21 protein-coding genes and 1 pseudogene are annotated in these 22,641 nt (G+C 73.2%); 14 read left to right on the top strand and 8 right to left on the bottom strand.

Translation table 11 applies throughout. The features are described 5' to 3' along the window. Positions 1 to 332: 332 nt before the first annotated feature. The 4 genes from chvE to DK419_RS28990 all read left to right on the top strand — a co-directional run bounded on the left by chvE (position 333) and on the right by DK419_RS28990 (position 4,529). Entirely contained in the window at positions 333 to 1,397 is a 1,065-nt protein-coding gene (gene chvE, locus DK419_RS01330; RefSeq protein WP_109957507.1) for a multiple monosaccharide ABC transporter substrate-binding protein, read from the top strand. After that, complete coding sequence (mmsA, locus tag DK419_RS01325) at positions 1,397 to 2,980, top strand: multiple monosaccharide ABC transporter ATP-binding protein (protein WP_109957506.1); 1,584 nt, start codon at positions 1,397 to 1,399, stop codon at positions 2,978 to 2,980. Before chvE ends, mmsA begins: the two co-directional genes overlap by 1 nt. Before the next feature lie 9 nt (positions 2,981 to 2,989). After that, positions 2,990 to 4,195 (top strand): multiple monosaccharide ABC transporter permease, encoded by a 1,206-nt coding sequence (mmsB, locus tag DK419_RS01320; protein ID WP_109957505.1) that lies wholly within the window; start codon positions 2,990 to 2,992, stop codon positions 4,193 to 4,195. A gap of 169 nt (positions 4,196 to 4,364) precedes the next feature. Continuing rightward, complete coding sequence (locus DK419_RS28990) at positions 4,365 to 4,529, top strand: hypothetical protein (protein ID WP_167450818.1); 165 nt, start codon at positions 4,365 to 4,367, stop codon at positions 4,527 to 4,529. Positions 4,530 to 4,536: 7 nt separating this feature from the next. Here the strand turns inward: DK419_RS28990 and DK419_RS01315 are convergent, their stop codons facing one another. Both DK419_RS01315 and DK419_RS01310 read right to left on the bottom strand, forming a co-directional pair. After that, complete coding sequence (locus tag DK419_RS01315) at positions 4,537 to 5,469, bottom strand: LysR family transcriptional regulator (protein WP_109957504.1); 933 nt, start codon at positions 5,467 to 5,469, stop codon at positions 4,537 to 4,539. A gap of 119 nt (positions 5,470 to 5,588) precedes the next feature. Next, positions 5,589 to 5,846 carry a hypothetical protein gene (locus DK419_RS01310; protein WP_109957503.1) on the bottom strand — a complete coding sequence of 86 codons (258 nt, stop codon included), beginning with the start codon at positions 5,844 to 5,846 and terminating at the stop codon, positions 5,589 to 5,591. A gap of 226 nt (positions 5,847 to 6,072) precedes the next feature. On the opposite strand from DK419_RS01310, the gene aroQ reads away from it, so the two are divergent. Further along, the gene (aroQ, locus tag DK419_RS01305) at positions 6,073 to 6,519 is read left to right on the top strand and encodes a type II 3-dehydroquinate dehydratase (protein ID WP_109957502.1); all 447 of its coding nucleotides are present in this window, start codon (positions 6,073 to 6,075) and stop codon (positions 6,517 to 6,519) included. A 65-nt stretch (positions 6,520 to 6,584) separates the two neighbouring features. On the opposite strand, the gene DK419_RS01300 is transcribed toward aroQ, so the two are convergent. The 3 genes from DK419_RS01300 to DK419_RS01290 all read right to left on the bottom strand — a co-directional run bounded on the left by DK419_RS01300 (position 6,585) and on the right by DK419_RS01290 (position 7,897). Then, positions 6,585 to 7,352 (bottom strand): outer membrane protein, encoded by a 768-nt coding sequence (locus DK419_RS01300; protein WP_109957501.1) that lies wholly within the window; start codon positions 7,350 to 7,352, stop codon positions 6,585 to 6,587. Positions 7,353 to 7,447: 95 nt separating this feature from the next. Next, a complete protein-coding gene (locus DK419_RS01295; RefSeq protein WP_109957500.1) occupies positions 7,448 to 7,663 on the bottom strand; it encodes a hypothetical protein in 216 nt (71 codons plus the stop codon). Between the two features lie 18 nt (positions 7,664 to 7,681). Further along, a complete protein-coding gene (locus tag DK419_RS01290; RefSeq protein WP_109957499.1) occupies positions 7,682 to 7,897 on the bottom strand; it encodes a hypothetical protein in 216 nt (71 codons plus the stop codon). Positions 7,898 to 8,059: 162 nt separating this feature from the next. Here DK419_RS01290 and DK419_RS01285 point away from each other — a divergent pair, with 162 nt between their 5' ends. The 3 genes from DK419_RS01285 to DK419_RS01270 all read left to right on the top strand — a co-directional run bounded on the left by DK419_RS01285 (position 8,060) and on the right by DK419_RS01270 (position 11,687). Continuing rightward, positions 8,060 to 8,941, top strand: coding sequence for a DUF6502 family protein (locus tag DK419_RS01285; protein WP_109957498.1), 882 nt, complete (start codon positions 8,060 to 8,062; stop codon positions 8,939 to 8,941). An 11-nt stretch (positions 8,942 to 8,952) separates the two neighbouring features. After that, positions 8,953 to 10,368, top strand: coding sequence for a DUF5666 domain-containing protein (locus DK419_RS01280; RefSeq protein ID WP_208642262.1), 1,416 nt, complete (start codon positions 8,953 to 8,955; stop codon positions 10,366 to 10,368). 233 nt (positions 10,369 to 10,601) lie between these two features. Further along, the gene (locus DK419_RS01270; protein ID WP_109957496.1) at positions 10,602 to 11,687 is read left to right on the top strand and encodes a transglycosylase SLT domain-containing protein; all 1,086 of its coding nucleotides are present in this window, start codon (positions 10,602 to 10,604) and stop codon (positions 11,685 to 11,687) included. Positions 11,688 to 11,784: 97 nt separating this feature from the next. Here the strand turns inward: DK419_RS01270 and DK419_RS01265 are convergent, their stop codons facing one another. Next, a complete protein-coding gene (locus DK419_RS01265) occupies positions 11,785 to 12,618 on the bottom strand; it encodes a beta-keto acid cleavage family enzyme (RefSeq protein ID WP_109957495.1) in 834 nt (277 codons plus the stop codon). 155 nt (positions 12,619 to 12,773) lie between these two features. Further along, positions 12,774 to 13,631 carry a thioredoxin domain-containing protein gene (locus DK419_RS01260; protein ID WP_245442780.1) on the bottom strand — a complete coding sequence of 286 codons (858 nt, stop codon included), beginning with the start codon at positions 13,629 to 13,631 and terminating at the stop codon, positions 12,774 to 12,776. 109 nt (positions 13,632 to 13,740) lie between these two features. Here DK419_RS01260 and DK419_RS01255 point away from each other — a divergent pair, with 109 nt between their 5' ends. From DK419_RS01255 to DK419_RS01230, 6 genes are all read left to right on the top strand, one after another. Further along, entirely contained in the window at positions 13,741 to 14,361 is a 621-nt protein-coding gene (locus DK419_RS01255; RefSeq protein ID WP_109962047.1) for a pyridoxamine 5'-phosphate oxidase family protein, read from the top strand. A 135-nt stretch (positions 14,362 to 14,496) separates the two neighbouring features. After that, positions 14,497 to 14,868 carry a response regulator gene (locus tag DK419_RS01250; protein WP_109957494.1) on the top strand — a complete coding sequence of 124 codons (372 nt, stop codon included), beginning with the start codon at positions 14,497 to 14,499 and terminating at the stop codon, positions 14,866 to 14,868. An 85-nt stretch (positions 14,869 to 14,953) separates the two neighbouring features. Then, the gene (locus tag DK419_RS01245; RefSeq protein WP_109957493.1) at positions 14,954 to 15,697 is read left to right on the top strand and encodes a YoaK family protein; all 744 of its coding nucleotides are present in this window, start codon (positions 14,954 to 14,956) and stop codon (positions 15,695 to 15,697) included. Between the two features lie 417 nt (positions 15,698 to 16,114). Next, positions 16,115 to 16,804: a response regulator transcription factor gene (locus DK419_RS01240; protein ID WP_109962046.1), complete on the top strand. Its 690-nt coding sequence runs from the start codon at positions 16,115 to 16,117 to the stop codon at positions 16,802 to 16,804. Then, positions 16,801 to 18,279, top strand: coding sequence for a sensor histidine kinase (locus DK419_RS01235; RefSeq protein ID WP_109957492.1), 1,479 nt, complete (start codon positions 16,801 to 16,803; stop codon positions 18,277 to 18,279). The genes DK419_RS01240 and DK419_RS01235 overlap by 4 nt, the downstream gene beginning before the upstream one ends. Then, the gene (locus tag DK419_RS01230; protein ID WP_109957491.1) at positions 18,276 to 21,170 is read left to right on the top strand and encodes a bifunctional [glutamine synthetase] adenylyltransferase/[glutamine synthetase]-adenylyl-L-tyrosine phosphorylase; all 2,895 of its coding nucleotides are present in this window, start codon (positions 18,276 to 18,278) and stop codon (positions 21,168 to 21,170) included. The genes DK419_RS01235 and DK419_RS01230 overlap by 4 nt, the downstream gene beginning before the upstream one ends. A gap of 67 nt (positions 21,171 to 21,237) precedes the next feature. On the opposite strand, the pseudogene DK419_RS29280 reads toward DK419_RS01230, so the two are convergent. Then, positions 21,238 to 22,078 (bottom strand): annotated as a pseudogene (locus tag DK419_RS29280) (transposase); the annotation flags it as partial. Positions 22,079 to 22,641 lie beyond the last annotated feature (563 nt).

Genomic DNA, 22,641 nt, shown 5'->3' with positions numbered 1-22,641 from the left:
GTGAAGCAAGCCCGCAGGGCGAGGGTGAGGGGGTGTCTCCGGATGAGGCTCTTCCGGAAATACCCCCTCACCCTCGCTCTGGCTTCGCCTGCGCTTGCCGCTGACCCGACAAGGGGTCAGCGGCCCTCTCCCCGCCCGCGGGGAGAGGGGAACCCGCGCCATGTCTTGTTCCGGACAGCCCCGAACCTCCCCCAGCGGAAGTATCAGGGTGTTCCCACCCATCAGCCACACGACAGAAACACCGACCCCGGCAGAATGGCAGGACGCGATCCTGCCGGGCACCACTCACCGGCAGCCCCGCGCGACGAAGAGGCGGGGATTTGGGAGGAACCATGAAGTCGTTCGTCGCCCTCGTCGGCGGAGCCCTGATGGCTGCCGCGATGCTCGCAACCCCCGCTCACGCCCAGCAGAAGGGCAAGATCGGCGTGTCGATGCCGACGAAGTCGTCGGCGCGCTGGATCGCCGACGGCCAGGGCCTCGTCCAGGCGCTCAAGGCCAAGGGCTACACCCCCGACCTGCAATACGCCGAGGACGAGATCCCCAACCAGCTCTCGCAGATCGAGAACATGATCACCACCGGCGCCAAGGTGCTGGTGATCGCCGCGATCGACGGCACCACCCTGTCGGACGTGCTGCAGCAGGCGAGCGAGCGCGGCATCAAGGTCATCGCCTACGACCGCCTGATCCGCGGCTCGAAGACCATCGATTACTACGCCACCTTCGACAACTTCCAGGTCGGCGTGCTGCAGGGCAGCTACATCGTCGACAAGCTCGGCCTCAAGGACGGCAAGGGGCCGTTCACGGTCGAGCTGTTCGGCGGCTCGCCCGACGACAACAACGCCTACTTCTTCTACGACGGCGCGATGTCGGTGCTGAAGCCCTACATCGATTCCGGCAAGCTGACCGTGCCGAGCAAGCAGCTCGGGATGGACAAGGTCTCGACCCTGCGCTGGGACGGCGCGGCGGCCCAGGCCCGGATGGACAACCTGCTCTCCGCCTTCTACGGCAACAAGCGCCTCGACGCGGTGTTGTCGCCCTATGACGGCATCTCGATCGGCATCATCTCGTCGCTGAAGGGCGTCGGCTACGGCTCGTCCGACCAGCCGATGCCGATCATCACCGGCCAGGACGCCGAGATCCCCTCCGTCAAGGCGATCATCCGCGGCGACCAGAGCATGACGGTGTTCAAGGACACCCGCGAGCTCGCCAAGGTCACGAGCGACATGGTCGACGCGATCTCGGCCGGCAAGGAGGTCCCGGTCAACGACACCAAGACCTACAACAACGGCGTCAAGGTGGTGCCGTCCTACCTCCTGAAGCCGGTGACGGTCGACAAGTCGAACTGGGAGAAGACGCTGGTCGACAGCGGCTACTACAAGGCCCAGCAGGTCAAGTGATGGCGGCGTCCCCGGCCTTGGCGGCGGTGCCGCGCTCCTCTCCGATCCTGGAGATGCGCGGCATCACCAAGGCGTTCCCGGGCGTAAAGGCGCTCGACAACGTCACCCTCGCCGTGCGCGCCGGCGAGATCCACGCCGTCTGCGGCGAGAACGGGGCCGGGAAGTCGACCCTGATGAAGGTGCTGAGCGGGGTCTACCCCGCCGGCTCCTACGACGGCAGCATCCTGTTCGACGGCGAGGAGCGGCGCTTCTCAGGCATCCCCGACAGCGAGGCCCTCGGCATCATCATCATCCACCAGGAGCTCGCCCTGGTCCCCTTGTTGTCGATCGCCGAGAACATCTTCCTCGGCAACGAGGCGGCGTCGCGCTTCGGGGTCATCGACTGGCCCCTCGTCATGGCGCGCACCCGCGACCTGCTCGCCCGCGTCGGCCTCGACGAGGCGCCCGAGACGCTTGTCACCGACCTCGGCGTCGGCAAGCAGCAGCTCGTCGAGATCGCCAAGGCGCTCTCGAAGCGGGTGCGGCTCCTCATCCTCGACGAGCCGACCGCCTCCCTCAACGAGGGCGACAGCGCCGCGCTCCTCACCCTGCTCGAGACCTTTCGCGAGCAGGGCATCACCTCGATCCTGATCTCGCACAAGCTCAACGAGATCGCCCGCGTCGCCGACAGCGTCACGATCCTGCGCGACGGCGCCAGCGTCGAGACGTTAGCCCGCGAGGCGATGCTGGGGCCCGACGGCCGGCTCGACGAGGACCGGATCATCAAGGGCATGGTCGGGCGCGACCTCGCCCACCGCTATCCGCCGCGGGAGGGCGTTTCCATCGGCGAGCCTCTCCTGGAGGTGCGGAACTGGAGCGTGCGCCACCCGCTCCATCCCGATCGTCTCGCGGTCGAGGCGGTGAGCCTGACGGTCCGCCGCGGCGAGGTCGTCGGCATGGCGGGCCTGCTCGGCGCCGGGCGGACCGAGTTCGCCATGAGCCTGTTCGGCGGCGCCTACGGCCAGCGCGTCGCCGGCGAGGCGCGCCTGAAGGGCGAGCCCGCCGATCTCGGCAGCGTCGAGAAGGCGATTCGGGCCGGCCTCGCCTACGCCACCGAGGACCGCAAGGGCTACGGCCTGGTGCTCCACGAGGACATCCGCACCAACGTGTCGCTGGCGAACCTGCGCGGCGTCGCCGCCAGGGGCGTCATCGACGAGGACCGGGAGCGGGCCGTGGCCGAGCGCTACCGCGAGCGCCTGCGCATCCGCTCGTCGGGCATCGACCAGGCCACGGTCAACCTGTCGGGCGGCAACCAGCAGAAGGTCGTCCTGAGCAAGTGGCTCTTCGCCGACCCGGACGTGCTGATCCTCGACGAGCCGACCCGCGGCATCGACGTCGGCGCCAAGTACGAGATCTACGCCATCATCAACGACCTCGCCGCCCAAGGGAAGGGCGTGCTGATCATCTCGTCGGAGATGCCGGAACTGCTCGGCATGTGCGACCGCATCCTCGTCATGAACCGGGGCCGCATCGTCGGCGAACTCTCCTCCGGGGAGGCTTCGCAGGAGGCGATCATGCGGGCCATCGTCACCTCGGGAGGCTAGCGACCAACAATGAGCGACACCGCCACCCCCCTCCAGGCCCCGCGCCCTCCCGCCCTCGCGGGCTTCAACGCCAAGGCGTTCTCCGGCTCGCTGCGCGACTACGGCATGATCCTGTGCCTCGTCGGCATCGTGATCTTCTTCCAGTTCTTCACCGACGGAGCGCTCCTGCGCCCGCTCAACCTGACCAACCTGGTGCTGCAGAACAGCTACATCGTGGTGATGGCGCTCGGCATGCTGCTGGTCATCGTGGCAGGCCACATCGACCTGTCGGTCGGCTCCACCGCCGGCTTCATCGGCGCGCTCGCCGCGGTCCTGATGGTGCAGATGGGCCTGCACCCGCTCCTCGCCACCCTGCTCTGCCTCGTCGCCGGCGGGCTCATCGGCGCGGCGCAGGGGTGGTGGGTGGCCTACCTGCGCATCCCGTCCTTCATCGTGACGCTCGCCGGGATGCTGGTGTTCAAGGGCCTGACGCTCGCGCTGCTCGCCGGCCAGTCGGTCGGGCCGTTCCCGCCCGACTTCCAGAAGCTCAGCTCCGGCTTCATCCCGGACATCGCCACCGGCGGCTCGCTGCGCATCACCTCGGTCCTCGTCGGCGTCGGCTTGGCGTTGATCCTCGTCGGCTCGAACCTGCGCCGGCGGCTGGGCCAGCAGCGCCAGGGCTTCACCCCGGAGCCGATGGGCGCCTTCGCGCTCAAGAACGCGCTCGTCGCCGCAATCATCGTCGCGTTCAGCACCTGGCTCGCCACCTATCGCGGCCTGCCCAACGTCCTGATCGTGATGTTCGCGCTGATCCTGCTCTACCGGTTCGTCACCAGCCGCACGGTGATCGGCCGGCGCGTCTACGCCCTCGGCGGCAACGAGAAGGCGGCGAAGCTGTCGGGCATCAACACCGAGCGCCTGACCTTCCTCACCTTCGTCAACATGGGGGTGCTCGCCGCCCTCGCCGGCCTGATCTTCGCCGCCCGCCTCAACACCGCGACCCCGAAGGCGGGCCTCGGCTTCGAGCTCGACGTGATCGCCGCCTGCTTCATCGGCGGCGCCTCGGCCTCGGGCGGCGTCGGCAAGGTCACGGGCGCGGTGGTCGGTGCGCTGATCATGGGCGTCATGAACAACGGCATGTCGATCCTCGGCATCGGCATCGATTACCAGCAGGTCATCAAGGGCCTGGTGCTGCTGGGGGCGGTCAGCATCGACCAGTATTACCGCAAGCGGTAGTTCGAGGACCTGTCTCGCCGACGCCACCGAATCCCTCGTCGTCGTCCCGGGTCGCGCCGCGTCGCCCCCGGGACGACACCGAGACGGTCAGGACCGTCATGCGACAGGAGGCGCGAACCGCCCCGACCATCGGACGTTGGTCCCGGAGGTAACATCCCGGGAGTATACCATGGCCGATCCGACGAAGACCCAGCCGCCGGGCGTCGACGAGGACGCGATCAGCCGGCCGCGGCTGACCCCGCAGGGGCGCGACGCGCCGGAGGATGGCGGCGAGGACGCGACCGACCCGGCGGGCGGCGCCAAGCAGGGGCAGGGCGACAAGGCGGAAGGGTAGGGCGGGTTCAAGTCTCCTCGCCCCGCGCCCGCTCGCGCTCCGTCGCGAGGGCCGGGGCGCCGAACCAGCTCGCGCGCATCGCCTCGCGCAGCAGCGCCCCGACCGCCGGGGCGTGCGGCCGGCCGCGGACGGTGACGAGGGCGACCTCGCGCCAGAATTCCGGCTCGACCAGCGGGCGCGCGACCACGCCGGGATGCGTGACGCAGGAGCGCGGCATGAAGCCGAAGCCGAGCCCCGCCGCGATCATCGCCAGGATCCAGTCGTCGCGCTCGCTCCGGTAGATCGTCTCGCAATCGGCGCAGCCCTGGGCCTCCCAGATCGGGCCGGCGACGCCGCGGAACTCGCAGTTGAGGCGGTGGACGTAGTGCTGGCCGCTGAGATCCTGCGGGCGGACCGCGTCGCGGGCGGCGAGCGGGTGGCCGGCCGCCACCGCGATCACCATCGGCTCGCGGAACAGGGCGAGGTGGTGGAGGCGCGGATCGGGCTCGCGGCCCGGCAGGCAGTAGAGCGCCACCTCCAGGCTGCCGGCGAGCAGGCGCTCCTCCAGGGCGCCGGCGCTGGCATCGACGATGTCGAGCTCGAGGCCGGGATGCCGCGCCCGCAAGCCCCCGATCAGCCCGACGAGGGCGTCGGGCTGGATCGTGCACATCACCCCGAGGGTCAGCCGGGTGCGGCGCTGCTGCCCGAAGGCGCGGGCCTCGGCCTGGGCGGCGAGCGCCTTGGCGTAGACCTCCTCGAGATAGGGCCGCACGGTGCGCCCGAGCTCGGAGAGCTGCGTCCCGGCGCGCTCGCGGTGGAACAGGGCCCCGCCCAGCTCCTGCTCCAGGAAGTGGATCGCCCGGGTGAGCGAGGGCTGGGTCACGTTGCAGGCCTGGGCCGCGCGGGTGAAGTTGTGCTCCTCGCACAGCGCCAGGAAGTAGCGGACCTGATGCATCTCCATTCGTCGCCCTCGAACCGCGGGGCCCCGGCGCCGGGGACGGTCGCGAGGCTAACACCGCGGAGGCGGGCCGGGAACGAGGCTGCCGGGATGGGGGCGCGGGCCGGTGGGCACGGATCGCATCAGCACCACGGGCAGGAGCGCCAGGCCGGCGGGTCCGAGGGGCGCGACGGCCCGGTCCTGCGGATCGTCGCCCGAGGGGCCGGGAGCGGTGCCGTCAGCGGGCCGGCCTCGCCATGGGCGGCGTAGCGCGGGGGGGCGGGCATCGCGGCCGCGATGGCGGCGTCACCGCCCTCGGGATGCAGGAGCGACTGGGTCCAGGCGCCGGCGGATGTGGAGAAGGCGGCGAGCACGGCGCCGGCGAGGAGAAGGCTGCGCATCGGGGTTGGTCCCTTCGCGGGGGGCGGGGCGGGATGCCCCGTTCGTCGAGGAGGATCATCGCCGCGGCGGGCCCCCGCGTGCCAATGCCGTTCGCCTATCGTGGCGATGCCGTCCGGCTCTCGTGAGGGGCCGGCGGCGGTTGACGCAGGGAGGGGGAAGGGCGCCTAAACGGGGCCTCGCGATCCGCAATCCGGCGCCCGGCGCGCCCACCTCCTGGAGAGCCCCATGAGCCGCCTCGTCTACGTGCTGAACGGCCCGAACCTGAACCTGCTCGGCAAGCGCCAGCCGCACATCTACGGCAGCGAGACCCTGGCGGACGTCGAGGCGTCCTGCCGGGCGCTCGCGGGCGAGCTGGGGCTCGAGATCCGCTTCCACCAGTCGAACCGCGAGTACGAGATCATCGACTGGATCCACGAGGCCCGCGAGACCGCCGGCGGCATCGTCATCAACCCGGCGGCCTTCACCCACACCTCGGTGGCGATCCTCGATGCGCTGAACACCTTCGAGGCGCCGGTGATCGAGGTGCACATCTCGAACGTCCACAAGCGCGAGTCCTTCCGCCACCACTCCTACGTCTCGCTGCGCGCCGACGGGGTGATCGCGGGACTCGGCACGCAGGGGTACGGGCTGGCGCTGCGCCGGGTGGCGCATCTGATCGGCGAGAAGGCGTAAAGGGAGGTGGGCCGGAGGCGGTCGCCCGCCTCCGGCCCTCTCGACCGTCCTGATGCTGGGGGATGTCAGTCGGTCGAGAACCGGTAGTTCAGGCCGGCGCGGACCACGCCGAACTCCGTCTTGGACTTGCCGAGACCGTAATAGGCGCTGGTGGCTGTGTCGTAGACGAGGCCGCCGCTGCCGCCGTTGCGGTCGAGGCTGACGTAGAGCGCCTCGATCCGGGCGCTCAGGCGGTCGGTGATGGCGTAGTCGACGCCGCCGCCGGCGGTCCAGCCGGTGCGGAAGGTCCCCGGCAGGGTGCCGGTGTAATACGAGGCGGTCGACGGCGTGCTGCCGCCGCCATAGGCGAAACCGCCGGTGCCGTAGACCAGGAAGCGGTCGAAGGCGTAGCCGATCCGGCCCCGGACCGTGCCGAACCAGTCGAGGCTGGGGCCGATGTCGTAGAAGGTGGTCGTGCCGACGAGGCCGCTGCGGGCCCGCCCGAAGGTGGTGCCCTGGATGTCGGCCTCGGCGCCGATCACGAAGCCGGAGCCCGGCGTGAGCTGGTAATTGTAGCCGATCTGGCCGCCGCCGACGAAGGCCGCGTCGCGGCTGCCCGGGGTCACCGTGCCGTAGGTGGCATCCGTGAAGGTGCCGCCTCCGCCGCCGAAGCCGGCGCCCGCGTTCACGCCGGCGTAGAAGCCGGTCCAGGTGAAGACCGGGACGGGGGTGAAGGCCGGCGGCGGGGCGACCCGGCGCGGCAGGTCGGCGGCGCCGGCCGGCGAGGCGGCCGTGAAGGCAGCCGTCAGGGCGAGCGCCCCGGCCAGCCGGAGCGCTTCGGTGAATCTCGTCATCGTGGATGCCGTTGGTTGGTCTTCGGGGAGGAGCCGGGGCAGGGAGCCGCCCCGGTCGTCGGGAGCCGGCATTCGGCCGGCCGCGTCCGAACCGGTCAGAGGTTCTGGACGATGCAGATCGCCTGGAGGGCGACCAGCAGGATCGCGCCGCCGATGACGAGGCACAGGGCGGCGAGGATCACCGCCTCGCCGCCATCCGCCGGCGGGCGCCGGGAGCGGAGGGCCGGGCGGAAGGCCTCGATCTCGGGCGCCGGAAAGGAGCGGCCGAGGGGCGCCGGGCGGCTCCGGTCGCTGCGCAGGGCTTCGAGCATCACGACAACACTCCTTCGTCAGCGGACCGAGGCCGGCGCCGGGTGGGCGAGGTCGGCCAGGGTCGCGGCCGCCACCGGCATGCCCAGCCCGGCGATGAGCGCGAGGCTGCGCACCAGCATCGCCACGGTCGGTCGCGAACGGGGCAGCCGGAACGCGGGCCGGCGCCGCGGGGCGGAGAGCCGGAGCGGCTCCGGACCGATGCTACGGCACACGAGGGGAGGGAGGCTGGCCATCGGCTGATCCTGCGGCTGGTCCTGGTGGGCGGCGTTGGCGTGGGAAATCCGACCACGACCGATGATGTATGTGGGCAATTTTCCCACGTCAATCGGAAAACGCGGTGCGCCGCGCTTTTGTGGGATTGTGTCCCACGGCGCCTGGGCTAGAACGATCGTGTGATGTCAGAGCCGAACCCGAGATTTGCGCCCGATGCGGGCGCGCTGCAGGCCCCGCTCGCCCGGCTGCTGCGGCCGCTGGTGCGCCTGTTCGTGCGCAGCGGGATCACCTTCCCGGCGCTGACCGACCTCCTGCGCGAGCTGTACGTGAACGTCGCCGAGTACGACTTCGCCCTGCCCGGCAAGGACCAGACCGACAGCCGGGTGAGCCTGCTCACCGGCATCCACCGCAAGGAGGTGCGGCGCCTGCGCGGGGCCGGCGCGCCGGTGAGCGCGGTGCCGGCCGCGGTCTCGCGCACCAGCCGCATCATCGCCCGCTGGGTCGCGGCGCCCGAATTCACCGAGGCCGACGGGCGGCCGAAGGCCCTGCCGCGCGCCGCCGAGGACGGCCCGTCCTTCGAGAGCCTGGTCGCCTCGGTGACCCGCGACCTGCGCCCCCGCGCGGTGCTCGACGAGTGGCTCGACCGCGGCCTCGTCACCCTGGACGCCGAGGAGCGCATCGTGCTGGCCGAGGCCGCCTTCGTGCCGAGCGGCGGGGGGACGCAGCAGCTCTATTATTTCGGCCGCAACCTGCACGACCACATCGCCGCCTCCGTCGCCAACATCCTGGAGGAGAAGCCGCGCTTCCTCGAGCGCGCCGTACATTACGACGGGCTGTCGCCCGCGCTCGCCCGGCGGCTCGAGACGCGGGCGCGGGAGATCGCCATGGACGCGCTGCAGCAGGCCAACCGCGAGGCGCACGCGGCCTGCGAGACCGACCCGGGCGGCGAGGCGCGCTGGAACTTCGGCATCTACATCTACGCCGAGGACGCGCCGCGAGCCCAGAAAGAGGACGCGCCGCGAGCCCGGGGCGAGGCCGCGCCCCGGCCCGAGCCGAAGGCGTGAGGGCGCCACCGGTGCGGCGCGCATCCCCCGTCACGGGCCCCGTCACCCGGCGCGGCCTCCTGCGGCTCCTCTCCGGCGCGAGCTGGCTCGCGGCCGCCGGGCCCGCGGGGGCGGCGGGCGACAAGATCCTCGACCAGGGCATCGGCGGTACCGGCATCCGGCCGGGGCCCGACGAGGAGGGCGACCGCGGCATCGGCGGCACCGGCGTCGTCGGCACCATCCGGGGCTTCGGCAGCATCATCGTCAACGACCTGCGCATCGCCTACCCGCCGGACGTCTCGGTGACGGTCGATGGCCGGCCGGCCGGGGTCGGCGACCTGCGCGTCGGGCAGGTGGTGCGCACCCTGGCGCAGACCGGGGAGAGCGGGCTCGCCACCGCCGGCATCGCGGTGATCCACGAGGTGGTCGGGCCGGTGCAGCGCGTCGCCGCCGACCGGCTGACGGTGCTCGGCCAGGCGGTCGCCACCGCCGGAATGCCGCCCGAGATGCCCCGGCCGAAGCTCGGCGAGCGGGTGGCGGTCAGCGGCCTGCGCCGGCCGGACGGCAGCATCGCGGCGAGCCGGATCGACCCGGCCGGGTCCGCCCCGGATCTCGTCGCCGGCCCGGTGACGCGCGGGCCGGCGGGCGCGCTGCGCATCGGCAACCTGCCGCTCTCGGGGATCGACCCGGCCCTCGCCGGCGGGCGGGCGGTGGCGGAGGGCAGCCTCAGCGGCGCCCGGTTCGCGGTCGCGCGGGCGGTGCCGGCGACGGATCCGTTCGGCGCCGAGGCGCGGCGCCTGTCGATCGAGGCCTACGTGACCCGAGAGGGCGGCACCCTGCGCACCGGCGCCGGCTACGCGGTGGCCGGGCGGGGCGGCCTCGTGCCGGCGGGCGGCGGGCTCGCGATCCTCGACGGGCGCACCGGCCGCGGCGGCCGGCTCGACCTCGATGCCGTGCGCCTGCGGCCGGATCCGGCCGGGCGCGGCGACGGAAGCAGGCCGCGCGGCGGGACCGGTGGCCCCGGCCGCGGCGGCGCGGGCGGCCCCTCCCATGGAGGGTCTCCCGGCGGATCTCACGGTGGATCGCGCGGCGGATCTCACGGCGGATCCCCTGGCGGATCCCCTGGCGGCCCTGGCGGCGGCCCGGACGGACGCTCCGGCGGCTTCGGCCGGCCGGGACCCGGCGACGGCGCGCCCGGCGGCGAGGGCGGGCGATTCGGCGGGCGCGGGGAACTCGACCCGCGCATGCCGGGCGGGGAGGGGGCGGGCCGCTTCGGCGGTCAGGGCGGCTCCGGTGCTCCGGGGGGCTTCGGCGGCCCGGGGGGCGGCGGCCCGGGTGGTTTCGGCGGCCCCGGCGGCTTCGGTCGTCCGGGCGGCGAAGGGCCGGGCGGTTTCGGGGGCGGGGGCGGCTTTGGGGGAGGCGGCGGCTTCGGCGGCGGGCGGCGTTGAGGCGAATCGGCCGAATCGGCGGCCGCCGCGACGGCTGTGGATGGGCCGGCGCCGACGGTATCCTGTGTTCTTCCGGCCACATCGCACTGCGAAACTCAGCCGTTTTCCGGTGGAGTTAACGGCCAAGTCAGGGTCCGGAACGGCCAAGTCTCTTTCCCGCCGCATTTGAAACGGAGCAGGATGGGCCTTCCCGTCGGTGCGGCAGCGCACCGGCTCCCTCCAGCAGGTCCTGCATGCGCAAGCGCCTCCTCATCGCCGTCGCCGTCGCGGCGCCGCTCCCGGCCACGGCCCAGGTGAGCCCCGTCCGCGACAACATCGACGCGCTGATCGAGGCACATGCCAAGGCCAACGGCGTCCCGGCGAGCTTCATCCACCGGGTGGTGAAGCGGGAGAGCGGCTACAATCCCCGCGCGGTCGGTCGCGGCGGCGCGATGGGCCTGATGCAGATCAAGCACGGCACCGCCCGGGCGCTCGGCTACAGCGGCCCGGCCGCCGGCCTGCTCGATGCCAAGGTCAACCTGACCTACGGCGTCGCCTACCTCGCCGGCGCCTACAAGACGGCCCACGGCAACGAGGCCCAGGCCTACAGCTACTACGCCCGGGGCTACTACTACGCCGCCAAGCGGGCGGGCGTGCGCACCGACGTGGCCGAGCTCGAGGCGCCGCCGGTGCGGGAAGCCCCCGTCAACCCGCTCGGCAAGTTCTTCGGCAACGTCTTCGGCGGCCGCCCGGCGGCCACCACCGCGACCGCCTCCGCCGACCCGTCGGTCGCCGCCCTGGCGGGCGCCTACGCCCAGCAGGCGTCCGCGCAGCCCTACACCCTGCCCGCCCCCGCCGCTCCTCAGCCGGTCGCGGCGGCCCAGACCGCTCCCTCTCAAGCCGCTCCGGTCCAGATGGTGTCCGCCCAGGTGGCTCAGGAGGCCGCCGAGCCGACGGTCACCGTGCCGCTGCCGCCGGTGCGCCCGGCCTCCCTGGCCTTCCACGCCGCCCCGACTTCCCCCGCCGGCCCGGCGCTCGCCTATGCGGGCAACACCGCCGCCGCCGGCCTGCCGTTCCCGACCTCCGGGCAGACGGTCAGCCTCGCGGCAGTGCCCGCCGCCGCGCAGGCCGCGCCGGTCCCGCAGCCCGCCTCCGCCGCCCCGACCACGGTCGCCGCCCTGGCGCCCGCCGCCGTCGAACCCGAGGCCGGCCCGAAGATGCCGCTGCCTCCGCGCCGCCCGGTCGAGTTCCGCCACTTCGTCGTCCGCAAGCCCGCGCCGCCGGTGCCCCAGACCGCGGCGGCGACGCCCGAGCCGGCCTCGGCCGCGATCAGCCAGTAGGCTTCGGAAGGCGACGGCCTCGCGAGCGCCCCGAACGGTCGCCGGCACCCGGACCGACGCGGGGAGCTTGGAACTTCCCCCCGGGTCCGGGCGATCCTCACGCCTCCCCGACGAACAGGGCCCGCGCCTGCGCGGGCGATGCGACGGCGATGCCGATCGCGCGCGCGTGCGCGGCGAGGTTCGCGACCTGCGCGGCGTTGTCCGGCGCGAGGCTCCCGTCCGGCCGCCACAGGTTGTTCTCGAACCCGACCCGGGCGTGACCGCCGAGCGCCGCCGCGGCGACGAGGCAGGCCGCCTCCCGCGGCCCGAACGCGCAGAGCGCCCAGGGCAGGTCGAGGTGGTGCTCGGAATTCCAGGCGGCCAGGAACGGCAGCAGGTCGGCCGGGTCCGAGCGCTGGCCGACGGCGTAGCGGCCGAGCACGAACAGGACGCTCGCCCGCTCGAGCGGGATCAGCCCCCGCGCCGCCAGGCCCTGGAACCGGGTGACGTCCCCGGCATCGTACAGGATGTGCTGCACCAGCACACCGGCCCGGGCCTGCTCGGCCAGGAAGGCGGCCGCCGCCGCCTCGTCCTCCGGTTCGGCGAAGAGTTCGCGCAACGCCACCGAGAACGCCTCGGGCTTCAACGCCCGCATCGCCGCCATCTGCTCGGCCGGGCTGTAGAGGCCGACCGCCTCGGTGGTGACCTGGCAGATCATCTCCGGCCCGGCCTCCCGGCGCACGGCGGCGAGCGCCGCGCGGTAGCGGTCGAGGTCGAGGGTGTGGCGCTGTTCGGCATCCCGCACGTGCAGGTGGATCATCGCGGCGCCGGCCTCGCGGCAGCGCGCCGCCTCGAGGCCGATCTCCCGCGGGTCGATCGGCAGGGCGGGGTGGTCGGCCTTGGTGCGGCGGGCGCCGTTCGGCGCCACCGTGATGACGAGGGGGAGGGCCATCTGTCTCTCAGGTTCCGTTCGGGGACGGCCCGGCGGGGCCGTCGGGCTCGCGGTGGGCGGGGCTCGCGCCCCGTCGCCGCCTGTCGCGCCGCGCTCGCCCGCGGGGCAGTGTGCACCCTCGGCGCCCCGCCGCCCACAGGAGACTCGGGTCGTCGTTAAGCCGGCGTCGCTCCGCCGCGCGAGCGCCGGTGCAGCCACGCCACCAGCCCGGCGATGGCCAGCACCGTGACGACCCCCGAGGCGGTGAGGATCCGGCGGATCAGGGGGGTGTAGATCCCGGTCTGCGGGTCGTAGCCGTAGCAGAGCAGCAGCAGCCGGTCGGAGAGCGCCCCGACCCGGCCCTCGCCGGCCTCGACCAGGGCGAGGCGCAGGTCGCGGGCGGTCATCGCGAGCGGCGACAGGGCCCGGGCCACCCGCCCGTCGCCGGTGAGCACCAGGGCCCCGGCCGGATGGGCGTAGGAATCGGTGTCCCGGTCGTAGGCGTAGGTATAGCCGATCGCCCGCGTCACCGCCGCGACCGGCCCCGGAGCCCCGGTGAGCACCACGGCGCTCGCGAGCAGGGGGCCGGCGCCGAGCTGCTCGGCCACCATCGCGCGGGCGGTGTCCTGGTCGGCCCGCGGGTTGATGCCGAGGGTCACCAGACGGAAATCCGTCCCCGGCGCGAGGCCGGTGGCGGCGAGCGCCGTGCCGGCCACCGCGAGCATCGGGTCGCAGACGTTGCGGCAGGCGTAGTCGAGGGGCATCAGCAGGGCGGGCCGCCCGTCGAGGGCCTGGCCCAGGCTCAGGCGCCGGCCGGCCGCGTCCGTGAAGGCGGCGTCGAGTGGCGCCCGGGCGCCGGGCGGCGGCGCGAGCCCGACGCCGGAGAGATCCTTCGGCGTCAGCCCCGCCGCGGCCGGTCCGGCGAGGCCCGGCAGGAGGCCCGGGAGGAGGCCCATGAGGAGGGCGGCGAGGCCGAGGCGGCCGGCGTACCGGGACCGCCTGATGCCGACGAAGGCCATCGCTCGTGAGATCATCGCTTGCTTCGATCGCGCGGAGCCCGCACCCTGACGCCGAGATAGGGCGGCGCCGCGCCGCGGGGGCGGAGCGGACAACAGGCCGCAGCGGGGGAGCCGGATGGACGGGATGCGCGATGCCGCCGAGATCCGTGACGCGATGGACCTGCGCGACCACATGGGCCCGGTCAGCCGCCTGGCCGAGGGCAAGGTGCTCGCGCGGCTTGACGGCCATGCCCGCGCCTTCATCGCGCTCTCGCCGTTCCTGGTCGTCGCCAGCGCCGACGCCGAGGGCCGCGCCGATGCCAGCCCGCGGGGCGACGCGCCGGGCTTCGTCCGGGTCCTCGACGACGCCACGCTGCTGATCCCGGACCGGCGCGGCAACAACCGCGCCGACAGCTTCGGCAACCTGCTGGCGGCGCCGGGCATCGGCCTGATCTTCCTCGTGCCCGGCATCACCGAGACCCTGCGGGTCAACGGCACCGCCCGCATCACCACCGATCCGGACCTGCTGGCGCCGCTCGCCGCGCAAGGGAAGGTGCCGACGACCGGGCTCGTCGTCGCGGTGCGCGAGGCTTTCTTCCATTGCGGCAAGGCGGTGATGCGCGCGCGGCTCTGGGACCCCGCCGCGCAGATCCCGCGCGACGGTTTCCCGAGCCTCGGCCGCGTGCTCGCCGAGCAGACGAGCGCGATGACCACCGCGGAGGCCGAGCGGCTGATGGAGGAATCCTACCGGACGCGGCTCTATTGAGGCGCCTCGCGCCGTGGTTGTCCCCGCTGATCCGCCATCCGGGAGTTGCGCCGACGACGGCCCCCGCCCCATCGTGCTATCATATGTGACCGAAGGCGCCCGCGCGGGGGTGCCGGCCGAGGCGAGGACCCACCGATGCCAGGACAGGAGAGGCCCCACCGGCTCCGGGTCCTCGTCGTCGAGGACGAGTACTTCATCGCCGACGACATCTCCCGTGCCCTGATCCGGCACGGCGCCGAGGTGGTCGGCCCGGTGCCGACGGTCGAGGAGGCGCGCGCGCTTCTCGCGTCGCACGCCCTCGACCTCGCGGTCCTGGACATCAACCTGCGGGGCGAGCTCGTCTACTCGCTCGTCGGCGAGCTGAACCGGCGCGGCGTGCCGATGATCTTCGCCACCGGCTACGATGCCGCCGCGATCCCGGCCGAGCACGCGGCGATCCCGGCCTGGTCGAAACCCTTCGACTACGAGGCCCTGGCCGACCTGCTGCCGGGCCTGCGCCGTCCGTGATGCGCTGCAGCGGAACCGTCACGCTCTCTCCCGGTTCTGCATTCACGCGACATCTGCCCTGAGGGCAGCACGGGAGAGAGGCTGAATGGCAGCAGAGAAGGACACCAAGGCCTTTCCGGCCGCCGCGAGCACGCGGGTTCCGTTCGCGCTGGCCCTGTCGGCACTCGCCGGCTGCGCGGACGCGATCGGGTTCCTGGAATTCTCGCAGCTGTTCATGTCGTTCATGAGCGGCAACACCACCCGCCTCGGCGCGGCGGTCAGCCTCGGCGACTGGGGCAACGTCACCCGGGTCGGCAGCACCATCGCGCTGTTCTGCTTCGGGGCGTTCCTCGGCACGCTGATCGCCGCCGCTGTCGGCTACTGGCGCCTCGCGGTGCTGCTCGGCCTCCAGGCGCTGCTGCTCTGCGTCGGCCTCGTCATGCCGCGCGGTCCGTTCGAGTTCCCGCTCCACGCCTACCCGATCGTGCTGGCGCTCGGCATGCAGAACGCCGTCCTGCAGGACGAGGAGGGGCGCAGCCTGGCGCTGACCTACGTCACCGGCGCGGTGGTGCGTTTCGGCACCGGGCTCGCCAACCTGCTGCTCGGCCATCCCTCGCCGTCGTTCTGGATCCAGGCGCCGCTCTGGGCCGCCCTGACGCTCGGAGCGATCTCCGGCGGCCTGCTGCACGGCGCCTTCGGCGAGCGCGCCTTCCTGGTGCCGGCGGTGCTGGCGGCGGTGCTGGCGGCGGTCGCCCTGGCGATGACGCTCGTCCACGGCGACGGGCCGCTCGTCTCCGGCACCAAGTCCCCGGCCCCGGACGCCGCCGCCACGGCGCCGCCGGTGGTCTGAGGCCGCCCGGGGAGCGGGGCGGGCCCCGCCCGCCTCGCTCCCCGGCGAAGATTACGCCGAGTTCATCGAGCGGAGACACCCGCGTAAGCCGGGAGCGCCCATAACGGCAGTGTCGCCGGAACGCGGCGTCGCCCTCTCACCCCCCGGGACGGCGCCGCGCTTCAAGGCCCCGAGGGCCGAGGCGCCGGGTCATCATCGTCGCCCCCCAGACGACCCGGTGCATCGCGCCGCGGCAGGCCGAGCCCCCCGCTCGGCCTGCCGACCCCGGCGGCGATGCCCGGCGTGCCGCGATCCCTCCCCCGAAGCGCGGCACGCCGGGCGGGGCCCGCCCGTGACCCGGGCCCGAGACCCGGATCCGGGATGAGCCCGGCCCGGGACATCTCCCGCGCGCCCGGGATCTGCCCTACCATGAGCGACATGCGCCTCCTGATCATCGAGGACGACCGCGAGGCGTCCGCCTACCTCTCCAAGGCCTTTCGCGAGGCCGGCCACGTCGCCGACACCGCCGATGACGGGCTCGACGGCTACGCGCTGGCGCGCGAGGGCGCCTACGACGTCCTGGTGGTCGACCGGATGCTGCCGAAGCTCGACGGCCTGTCGCTGATCCGCTCCCTGCGCGAGCAGGGCGTCGAGACGCCGGTCCTGATCCTCTCGGCCTTGGGCCAGGTCGACGACCGGGTGAAGGGCCTCAAGGCCGGCGGCGACGACTACCTGCCGAAGCCCTACGCCTTCTCCGAGCTGATGGCCCGGATCGAGGTCCTGGCCCGCCGGCGCGGCGGCGGAGGCGGCACCGAGGCGACGAGCTACCGCGTCGGCGACCTCGAGCTCGACCGGTTGTCCCACCGGGTCACCCGGAGCGGCCAGGAGATCCCGCTCCAGCCGCGGGAATTCCGCCTGCTCGAGTACCTGATGCGCCATGCCGGCCAGGTCGTCACCCGCACGATGCTGCTCGAGCACGTCTGGGACTACCATTTCGACCCGCAGACCAACGTCATCGACGTCCACGTCTCGCGCCTGCGCGCCAAGGTCGACAAGGGCTTCGAGCGCCCGATGATCCACACCGTGCGGGGTGCCGGCTACATGGTCCGCGCCGGCGGCGAGGCGTGAGCGCGTCCGTCGCGCCCGGCGGACAGGACGGGGTGCTGGCGCGCCTCGGCGCGCTGTTCCGCACCACCGCCTTCAAGCTCTCGCTCGCCTACCTGCTGGTCTTCGCCGCCTTCGCGTTCTTCGCCCTCGGCTACGTCGCCTGGAACGCGAGGCGGGTCCTCGACGACCAGATCGTCTCGACCATCGAGGCCGAGATCAACGGCCTGTCCGACCAGTACGCCACCGGCGGCATCCGCCGCCTCGTCAGCGTGGTCGAGCGCCGCTCGCGCGAGCCCGGCGCCTCGCTCTACCTCGTCACCACGCCGGCCGGGGAGCACGTCGTCGGCAACGTCGAGGCGCTGCCGCCCGGCACCCTCGCCGAGCCCGGCCAGACCGAGACGGCCTACGCCCGCAGCACCGACGGCGACCGCCTCGACCACCGGGCGATCGTGCGCATCTTCACCCTGCCGGGGGGATTCCGCCTGCTCGTCGGCCGCGACGTCGAGGAGCGCGACCGCCTGCGGGCGGTGATCGGGCGCGCCTTCGCCTGGTCGCTGATGCTGGTGGTGGGCCTCGGCTTCCTCGGCAGCTGGTTCATCGCCCAGCGGGTGCTCAAGCGCGTCGACCACATGACCGAGATCACCCGCGGCATCATGGCGGGCGACCTCGACGGGCGCCTGACGCTCGCCGGCACCGGCGACGAGCTCGACCGGCTGGCGAGCAACCTCAACGCGATGCTCGACCGGATCGGCGAATTGATGCGCGGCATGCGCGAGGTCTCGGACAACATCGCCCACGACCTCAAGACCCCGCTCACCCGCCTGCGCAACAAGGCCGATGCGGCTTTGCGCGAGGGACGGGACCCGGACGCCCTGCGGGCGGCGCTGGAGGCCAACATCGAGGAGAGCGACAACCTCATCCGGGTGTTCAACGCCCTCCTGATGATCGCCCGCCTCGAGGCCGGGAACGCCCGCGAGGGCCTGGACGAATTCGACGCCGGGGCGGTCGCCCTCGAGGTCGCGGAGCTGTACGAAGCGGTGGCGGAGGAACGCGGGATCGTCGTGACGGCCGAGGTCGAGGACGGCCTGATGGTGCATGGCAGCCGCGAGCTGATCGGACAGGCGATGGCGAACCTAATCGACAACGCCCTGAAATACGGGGCGAAGGCGGCCGAGGCCGGTGCGGCCGAGCCGGTGGTCCGCGTCGCGGCCCGGCGCGAGGACGGCGAGGTCGTCCTGTCGGTCGCCGATCGCGGCGAGGGCATCCCGGAGGCCGAGCGCGGCCGGGTCCTGGAGCGCTTCGTGCGCCTCGAGACCGCCCGCACCCGGCCGGGCTTCGGCCTGGGGCTGAGCCTCGTCAACGCGGTCGCCCGCCTGCACCAGGGCCGCCTCGTCCTGGAGGACAATTCCGGGGAAACCGATACACTCGGCCTGCGCGCCACCCTGCGGCTGCCGGCCCTGTCGCGCGAGCCCGCGCCGAAGGAGATCGCCGCGTGACGGACCCGCTCGCCGCGCGCCTGACCCGGGCGCCCCGCCTCGCCGAGCCGGAACGGGCGAAGGACCGCCTCGACGACCTGGTGCAGGCGGCCCCGGACCTCGCGCCCCGGTTCGAGCCCGCCCGCGACCTCCTCCTCGGCCTCGCCGACCACTCGCCGTTCCTGTGGGGCCTGGCCGCCCGCGACCCCGGCCGGCTCGCCGGCCTGCTGGAGCGCTCGCCGGAGCAATCGAACGCCGCGATCCTGGCCGACCAGCGCGGGGCCGGTCTCGCCGGCGGCGACGTCGCCGGCAGCCTGCGCCGCAACCGCGCCGCCCACGCGCTCCTGGTGGCGCTCGCCGATATCGGCGGCGTCTGGTCGCTGGAGCAGGTGACGGCGGCACTCTCCGATTTCGCCGACGCCTCGGTGAGCGCCGCGGTCGACGCGGCCCTGATCCAGGCCGCCGGCACCGGCCGCTTCCGCCCCGCCGATCCGGGCAAGCCCCAGGAGGGATCCGGGCTCATCGTGCTCGGCATGGGCAAGCTCGGGGCGGGCGAGCTCAACTATTCGAGCGACGTCGACCTGATCGTGCTGTTCGACCCCGACGTCGCCCCTCTGCGCGATGGCGTCGAGGCGACGCCGTTCTTCAGCCGGATCGCGCAGACGGTCGCCAAGCTCCTGCAGGAGCGCACCGCCGACGGCTACGTCCACCGGGTCGATTACCGCCTGCGGCCCGATCCCGGCTCGACCCCGACCGCCCTGTCGCTGCCTTCCGCCTACACCTACTACGAGACGGTGGGGCAGAACTGGGAGCGCGCCGCCTTCATCAAGGCCAGGGCGGTGGCCGGCGACCTCCCGCTGGCCGAGCGTTTCCTCTCCGAGCTGCGTCCGTTCATCTGGCGCAAGTACTTCGACTTCGCCTCGATCGCCGACGTGCACGCGATGAAGCGGCAGATCCACGCCGTGCGCGGCCACGGCGCCATCGCGGTCGCCGGCCACGACATCAAGCTCGGGCGCGGCGGCATCCGCGAGGTCGAGTTCTTCGTCCAGACCCAGCAGCTCGTCTTCGGCGGCCGGCGCCCGTCCCTGCGCGGCCGGCGCACGCTCGAGATGCTGGCGGTCCTGCACGACGAAGGCTGGATCACGCCGCAAGCGCGGGACGAGCTCTCCGACGCCTACCGCTTCCTGCGCACCGTCGAGCACCGGCTGCAGATGGTGGCGGACGAGCAGACCCAGCGCCTGCCCGAGGAACCCTCGAAGCTCGGACGCTTCGCCCGCTTCCTCGGCTATCCCGACGAGGCCGCCTTCGGCGAGGCCCTGACCGCGGAGGCGCGCCGGGTGCAGGGCCACTACGCCCTGCTGTTCGAGGCCGAGCCGGACCTCGCGGCGGAGGTGGGCGACCTCGTCTTCACCGGCTCGGACGACGATCCCGAGACGCTCGCGACCTTGCGCCGCCTCGGCTTCCGGGCGCCGGAGCGGGCGACCGAGACCGTGCGCGGCTGGCATTTCGGGCGCCGCCCGGCGGTGACGAGCCCGCGGGCGCGGGAGGTGCTGACCGAGCTGGTGCCGGCCCTGATCCAGGCCCTGTCGGGTACCGCCGACCCGGACGGGGCGCTCGCCGCCCTCGACCGCGCCTTCGGGCGGATGCCGGCGGCCGTCGAGCTCCTCACCATCCTGCGCTCGCACGAGCGCTTGCGGCTGCTCTTCGCCGACCTCCTCGGCACCGTGCCGCGGCTCGCCGACACGGTGGCGTTCAGCCCGCACGTCCTCGACGCGGTGATCGACCCCGCCTTCGTGGCGCCGGTGACCGAGGCCGAGGCCTTGGCGCTCCAGTTCCGCGCCGGGATCGGCCAGCCCCGCGACCTCGAGGATTTCCTCGACCGCAGCCGCGACGCCGCCCGGCAGCTGCGCTTCGTCACCGGAGCGCGCCTCCTCTCCGGCATCCTGCCGCCCTCGGGCGCCGGCCGGGCCTATGCGGGCATCGCCGAGGCCGCCGTCGCGGCGGCGCTCCGGGCGGTCGAATCGGCCTTCGCGGAGGAGCACGGGCGGGTGCCGGGGGGCCGGTTCGCGGTGCTGGGCCTCGGGCGCCTCGGCTCGTGCCAGCTCACCGCCGATTCCGACCTCGACCTCGTCGTCCTGTACGATTTCAACGAGACGCGGCGCGAGAGCGACGGCAGGCGCGCCCTCGACGCCGCGGTCTACTACAACCGCCTGACCCAGCGCCTCGTCGGGGCGCTCACCGTGCCGACGCGGCGCGGCCGGCTCTACGAGGTGGATCTGCGCCTGCGCCCGAGCGGCGGCCAGGGGCCGATCGCCAACCAGTGGCAGCGCTTCGCGGCCTATTGGCGCGAGGAGGCGGAGCCGTGGGAGCACATGGCCCTGACCCGCGCGCGCGCCATCGCGGGCGACGCGAGCCTGATGCGGGAGGCCGACGCGGCCGCGGGCGCGATCCTGCGCCAGCCCCGCGACGCGCGCACGGTCGCCAGCGAGGTGCGGGCGATGCGCGCGCTCGTCGCCCGCGAGAAGGGCGACCACGGCCCCCTCGACCTGAAGCTCGCCCCGGGCGGGCTCCTCGACCTCGATTTCCTGGGACAAGCCCTGGTTCTGTCCCACGCCGCGCGACATCCCGACCTCGTCGGGCTAGACGCGCCGGGGGTGCTGGAGCGCGCCGGCGACCACGGCCTCCTCGAACCCGGCCTCGCGGGGCGCCTCGTCACCGCCTACCGGTTCCTCGACGACGCCCACCACTGGCAGCGCCTGATGGTCGAGGGCGATTTCGGCCGCACCGCGCCGCCGGCCGCCCGCGCGCGGCTCGCGGCGGCCCTCGGCCAGCCCGACGAGGCGGCGCTGACGGCGCAACTGACCGAGACCCGGGCCGGGGTGCGGGAGGCGTTCGAGGCGATCCTGGGGTGACGCTTCCGGCGGGACCGGCCGCTGCCGCGGCGCCGGCGAGCCACGGGGGATCTTCGATTGACCCCCCTACGCACTGGCCGGCCCGGATCCAGCGGCGCGCGGCATCGCGGGATGCAGCGAGAGGACGAGCGATCTCCTTGGTCGACGGACCTCCACCGTCGAGCCGCAGGGCTGCCTCGCAGCGGTCGCGTCGCGGGCGGCCCGTCTCCGGTACGGGCTTGGTCGTCGCTCGATCAGGAGAGAGAGAAGGCTCGGGCATGGGGTGCCCCGCCACGGTCCTGATGTCGGACTGGTGCCGTTCGACGATGGCGTGCAGTGCCTCCGAGGCATTGACGATCAGATGCCGGCGATCCGCAACCTGCCTCGCCGCCGGAGCGCCCGTACGCGCAGCCTCGGCGTAGGGTCCGGCGCGGTCGCGGCTCACGACGGCTACGCTTGGATGGGCGACGAGCCAGTTTCGCACCGGCGCCGAGCAGCGGCTCGACGATGCTCCGCCGTTCCAGGCCTCGATCGAGGGTGCCGTAGGAACGACCGAGCCGCCGCGCCCGAGCATCGATGCCGACCACGGGCGGCGCAGGCGAGGAGACGATGCCGCGTCGACGGATCAGGCGCAAAACCGTGTCGCCGCCGACCGGCATCGCCCATCATCGTGACAAGCAAGCGCCGCGCTCGCCGCCGAGCACCATCCCGATGTCGGCCTGCGCCCCGGCCAGCAGGTACCGCATCACGGTTCGATCTTGCCGGGGGAGATTCTTGAGGGCTCGCCAATACGCGCTGTCCACCCGCGGCGAGATTGGTCTGCAACTCGGGCGGGTCGCCTGGTGAGCGGTGGTGTGGGCGGTAATCGGCGACCCGGCGGTGTTCAGCGTCAGATCATCGACGTGACGTCCGCCCGGGATCGACGGCATCGAGATCGGCACCGTGCTGCTCTACGGGCACTACGCAGATCAACGCCTGCTCTCAACGATCAACGTCGAAAGCGCCGATGAACCCCTGTTCCACGCCAAATCGCACTCCCGACGACCTTGGATTGCCCAACGGACCGTCCCATACCCTCGCGCCTTGGGATCGACGCGTCGGTGCCAAGGCGTCCGGCACACCGGCGCCGACGCCCGTTCTGGCTTAGCCGGCGCCTTCGAGCGGGTCCGTTCGATGGCACGGCGGGATCAGTCGTCGTGGCGCTGCCGTGGAGAGCCGTCCCATCGCGCGTCCCTCGATGCGGCATCAAGCGTACCACCGCACAGCGGGACTGAACATCAGCCCGTGACCACCGACGTCATTGGACCCCAGAGGCCTCACCTTCGGCCCCGCCGGCATGCGCCGAGCGGCGTTTTTCACTTGCCTTGACCGTGCATCTCACGACGCCTGTCACCCAGCCGCCCCAATCGCCGCTTAGGCCGCGGGATGGCGGCGCTGTCCTGAGAACCGTGACAGGATTGATTGCACCAGCTGAACGGGGATCACATGACAC

Origin of the sequence: Methylobacterium terrae, from assembly GCF_003173755.1 — a bacterium.
GTDB classification, from domain to species: domain Bacteria; phylum Pseudomonadota; class Alphaproteobacteria; order Rhizobiales; family Beijerinckiaceae; genus Methylobacterium; species Methylobacterium terrae.
The sequence above is the reverse complement of the archived record's forward strand: the minus strand, read 5'-3'. Positions and strand labels throughout refer to the sequence as shown.

Coding starts and splice junctions, on each gene's coding strand:
- chvE (WP_109957507.1), top strand. CDS start 333: ATGAAGTCGTTCGTCGCCCTCGTCGGCGGAGCCCTGATGGCTGCCGCG.
- mmsA (WP_109957506.1), top strand. CDS start 1,397: ATGGCGGCGTCCCCGGCCTTGGCGGCGGTGCCGCGCTCCTCTCCGATC.
- mmsB (WP_109957505.1), top strand. CDS start 2,990: ATGAGCGACACCGCCACCCCCCTCCAGGCCCCGCGCCCTCCCGCCCTC.
- DK419_RS28990 (WP_167450818.1), top strand. CDS start 4,365: ATGGCCGATCCGACGAAGACCCAGCCGCCGGGCGTCGACGAGGACGCG.
- DK419_RS01315 (WP_109957504.1), bottom strand. CDS start 5,469: ATGGAGATGCATCAGGTCCGCTACTTCCTGGCGCTGTGCGAGGAGCAC.
- DK419_RS01310 (WP_109957503.1), bottom strand. CDS start 5,846: ATGCGCAGCCTTCTCCTCGCCGGCGCCGTGCTCGCCGCCTTCTCCACA.
- aroQ (WP_109957502.1), top strand. CDS start 6,073: ATGAGCCGCCTCGTCTACGTGCTGAACGGCCCGAACCTGAACCTGCTC.
- DK419_RS01300 (WP_109957501.1), bottom strand. CDS start 7,352: ATGACGAGATTCACCGAAGCGCTCCGGCTGGCCGGGGCGCTCGCCCTG.
- DK419_RS01295 (WP_109957500.1), bottom strand. CDS start 7,663: ATGCTCGAAGCCCTGCGCAGCGACCGGAGCCGCCCGGCGCCCCTCGGC.
- DK419_RS01290 (WP_109957499.1), bottom strand. CDS start 7,897: ATGGCCAGCCTCCCTCCCCTCGTGTGCCGTAGCATCGGTCCGGAGCCG.
- DK419_RS01285 (WP_109957498.1), top strand. CDS start 8,060: ATGTCAGAGCCGAACCCGAGATTTGCGCCCGATGCGGGCGCGCTGCAG.
- DK419_RS01270 (WP_109957496.1), top strand. CDS start 10,602: ATGCGCAAGCGCCTCCTCATCGCCGTCGCCGTCGCGGCGCCGCTCCCG.
- DK419_RS01265 (WP_109957495.1), bottom strand. CDS start 12,618: ATGGCCCTCCCCCTCGTCATCACGGTGGCGCCGAACGGCGCCCGCCGC.
- DK419_RS01260 (WP_245442780.1), bottom strand. CDS start 13,631: ATGATCTCACGAGCGATGGCCTTCGTCGGCATCAGGCGGTCCCGGTAC.
- DK419_RS01255 (WP_109962047.1), top strand. CDS start 13,741: ATGCGCGATGCCGCCGAGATCCGTGACGCGATGGACCTGCGCGACCAC.
- DK419_RS01250 (WP_109957494.1), top strand. CDS start 14,497: ATGCCAGGACAGGAGAGGCCCCACCGGCTCCGGGTCCTCGTCGTCGAG.
- DK419_RS01245 (WP_109957493.1), top strand. CDS start 14,954: ATGGCAGCAGAGAAGGACACCAAGGCCTTTCCGGCCGCCGCGAGCACG.
- DK419_RS01240 (WP_109962046.1), top strand. CDS start 16,115: ATGCGCCTCCTGATCATCGAGGACGACCGCGAGGCGTCCGCCTACCTC.